We start from the raw sequence: 2752 nt of genomic DNA on the forward strand, positions 1-2752 counted from the left end.
TGCGGGTTTCACTAATTCACGGACACCTTTTTCAGTAATATGCGGACAGCCATTACGGTAATTCGCGGACAGCGATTTCAGTAATGTGCGGACAGTTCGCGCGCGTTTTTGCAGGTGCCGATTGCGCATGATTTTCTTCCTGTTTTCACCAGGAGGAACGATGCCAAGACGGAAGCAAGCAAAGCGTATTACGATGAGAGATATTCGTTCAATATTACGACTGACCTTCGAACAGGGGCTGTCGGTTCGCGAGGTTTCAGAGCGACTTCGCATTGGGAAGACTGCGGTTTCAACCTATCTGCACCGGGCTCGGCAGGCAGGTATTTGCATGTGGCCGATACCTGCTGCCTATGATGATGACATCCAGCTTGAGAGACTGTTGTTCAAACAGGCCGGCCGGCCAGCCCAGGATACGCAGGAACCGGATTTTGCGTATGTTTCGCGGGAACTGAAGCGTAAGGGCGTGACGCTGACCCTTCTGTGGCAGGAGTATCGCACGGCGCATCCTGATGGTTATGGATACACGTGGTTCTGCACGAATTTTGCAGCTTTTGAGCAGAGGCTGTCCCCGACCTATCGCAATCGGCATGAGGTCGGAGCCACCATGCAGACGGATTATGCGGGCCAGACGGTGCCGCTCATCAATCCGAAAACCGGAGAGATCCGTCAGGCACAGATCTTTGTCGCGGTTCTTCCCGCGTCCAATCTGGCCTTCTCCTATGCCAGCGAGAGCCAGAAACTTCCAGACTGGATCGAAGGGCAAAAGCGGGCGCTGATCTATTTTGGCGGTGTGACGAAGGCCATTGTCTGCGATAACCTCAAATCCGGTGTCGCAGTTGCCCTATGGTTCGAGCCAACGATCACCGCGACCTTCGAAGCGTTTAGCGAACATTATGGCACGACCGTATTACCGACACGGGTGAGACGGGCCCGGGATAAGGCAAAAATCGAGGGATCGGTTTTAATCACCGAGCGCTGGATTCTGGCACGGCTTCGCAATCAGACTTTCTTCTCACTGGAGGACCTGAATGCCGCCATTGGCAAGCTTCTGGAAGATATCAACAACCGCCCCATGCGCCATTACGGCAAATCCCGGCGCGAATTGTTCGAGGAGCTTGAGCGCACTGCTCTTGCTCCACTGCCCGCGACAGACTTCGAATATGCGGAGTGGAAATCGGCGAAGGTTCACCCCGATTACCATATTGATGTAGCCAAAACCTTCTATTCGGTACCGCACCAACTGATCGGCAAAAAGGTTACCGTGCGCCTCACAAATCAAGTGGTCGAAATATTCTTTAACCACAAGCGGGTCGCATCTCATCGCCGTCGTTCCGAGCGCAACGGGCACGTCACGGTGAAGGAGCATATGCCCAAATCCCATCAGCGGCATGCCGGGATGAATGCGGCAAGCCTGATCCGGGATGCCAGCAAGATCAGCGTCAACACAGGTATCTTCGTTGAACGGGTCATCCGCGACAAACCACATCCCGAACAGGGATACCGTGCGGCGCTCGGCATTCTTTCCCTTGCCCGGCGCTACGAGCATGATCGCCTCGACGCCGCCTGCGAGCGGGCGCTTGTCATCAATGCGCTGACCTACACCTCCGTCCGTTCCATTCTGCAGGCGGGTCTCGACCGGGCAAGCCCGGCCGAGGAAGTCAGAAAGCCACTGCCCACTCATTCCAACATTCGCGGTCGTGGCTATTACCATTGAAATCGCTGGCAATAATGCTGGCGCCCTGCCTGAAGCCCTGAAGCGCTACGCAATGTGGGAAGCTTCGCGCCCCAGGGGCTTCAGGCCTATCGATCGAGCTGACAGCACTAAACGTAGTCTATCAGTATCGGCACCCCCCAAGAAAGAAGGAATGACAATGCTGACCAATCCAACGCTTGAAAACATGTACACGCTTGGTCTGTCGGGCATGGCAATGGCCTGGCGGGAACTGTCTGAACAGCCAGACGCCCGGGCGATGAACAAAGAAGAGTGGTTGGGCCTTATGCTCGACAGGGAGATCGCCGTACGCGCCGACAAGCGGCTGACGACACGTCTGGCGGCCGCAAAGCTACGCTTCCCGGAAGCCTGTGTCGAAGACATTGATTTCCGCGCGGCCAGAAACCTCGACCGCCGTGCGACAATGGCGCTGGCGCAAGGGCAATGGCTTAAGAACCATGAGAATTTGATCGTGTGCGGGAAAACCGGTACGGGCAAGTCATGGCTGGCCTGTGCTCTGGGCCGTCAGGCCGCACGACATGACCATTCGGTTCTCTATGTCCGCGCGCCTCGTCTCTTCGAGGATCTCGCCATGGCAAAGTTGGATGGCCGCTATCCAAGGCTCATGAACCGACTGATGAAAGTGCAACTGCTGATCCTTGATGACTTCGCCACTCATGTCCTCAGCGAACAGCAGCGCTTCCATCTCTTCGAGATTATCGAAGAACGATACCAGCGCAGGTCAACGCTCATCACGGCTCAGGTCCCCGTGAATGCCTGGCATGACCTCATCGCAGACGCCACGGTCGCCGACGCAATATTGGACCGCGTCGTGCACAATGCTCATCGCATCAATTTGGAAGGAGATAGTATGCGCAAAGCCAAATCCGGAATTGACACCATACCCAATATGCACGACGAAAGAACAGAAGGCTGATTAACAACAGACCTGAAAAACGCTGCGGCTGAACTGTCCGCGAATTAGCGAAACAAGTGTCCGCGATTTAATGAAATCGCTGTCCGCGAATTCTGAAATACGCA

General features: G+C 55.3%; 2 protein-coding genes. Both read left to right on the forward strand.

Translation table 11 applies throughout. The features are described from left to right. Positions 1-160 precede the first annotated feature (160 nt). Positions 161-1714 (forward strand): IS21 family transposase, encoded by a 1554-nt coding sequence (istA, locus tag CES86_RS01165; protein WP_094513349.1) that lies wholly within the window; start codon positions 161-163, stop codon positions 1712-1714. Positions 1715-1871: 157 nt separating this feature from the next. Next, a complete protein-coding gene (gene istB / locus CES86_RS01170) occupies positions 1872-2648 on the forward strand; it encodes an IS21-like element helper ATPase IstB (RefSeq protein ID WP_012090960.1) in 777 nt (258 codons plus the stop codon). The last annotated feature ends 104 nt before the right edge of the window (positions 2649-2752 follow it).

Source organism: Brucella lupini (assembly GCF_002252535.1).
In the GTDB taxonomy this organism is placed as follows: Bacteria; Pseudomonadota; Alphaproteobacteria; order Rhizobiales; family Rhizobiaceae; genus Brucella; species Brucella anthropi.

Bases quoted from the DNA above. Each gene is read 5' to 3' on its own strand.
- istA (WP_094513349.1), top strand. From the start codon at position 161: ATGCCAAGACGGAAGCAAGCAAAGCGTATTACGATGAGAGATATTCGT.
- istB (WP_012090960.1), top strand. From the start codon at position 1,872: ATGCTGACCAATCCAACGCTTGAAAACATGTACACGCTTGGTCTGTCG.